We start from the raw sequence: 522 nt of genomic DNA, 5'->3' as shown, positions 1-522 counted from the left end.
GGCCGGGATGACTTCTGAAAGCTCATGCGCGATCAGCCGCTGATGCGGCGCGTCAAACAGGGCGGGGCGGCCTTGCGGCCCATGTTCGATCAGGATCACTCGCGCAGCTCGCTTCCGATTCGGTCTTGTCGCACAGATAGCGCGCGCGGGCCCGATTTGCACTCGCACAGTGCGACGGGGCAGCCGCGAAAACCGTCAGCAGCGCCTTGCGGCCTGCGACTTATCGCCGGGCGAGCGGGGCGATGCTTGTTTCAGCGCGCAGAAAGACTATGCTGTTACGTATCGAAAGCGGAGGAAGACGAATGCCGAAACTGGTGAAGGTCTATATCCAGCAAGTGCTGATCGGGTTCGCGCTGTCGGCTGTGTTCACTGCGATTCTGGTCTATTTCAACATCGGCAATCTTCAGCGGCTGGTCTTCGGGTCCAGCGACGGGCTGCTGGGGTTGTTTCTGATCTTCTTCTTCAACGGGCTGGTCTTTGCCGGGGTGCAATTCGCCATCCGGATCATGCGCATGGGGTATG

General features: G+C 60.2%; 1 protein-coding gene. It reads left to right on the top strand.

Going from position 1 to position 522, the window contains the following annotated elements; genetic code table 11:
* Window positions 1-302: 302 nt before the first annotated feature.
* The coding region (locus tag ABD208_RS20410) for a hypothetical protein (RefSeq protein ID WP_344106655.1) at window positions 303-522 on the top strand (220 nt) is incomplete at its 3' end.

It is taken from the genome of Myceligenerans crystallogenes (genome assembly GCF_039529775.1).
Classification (GTDB): Bacteria; Actinomycetota; Actinomycetes; order Actinomycetales; family Cellulomonadaceae; genus Myceligenerans; species Myceligenerans crystallogenes.
This window is presented reverse-complemented; position numbering and strand designations above follow the sequence as displayed.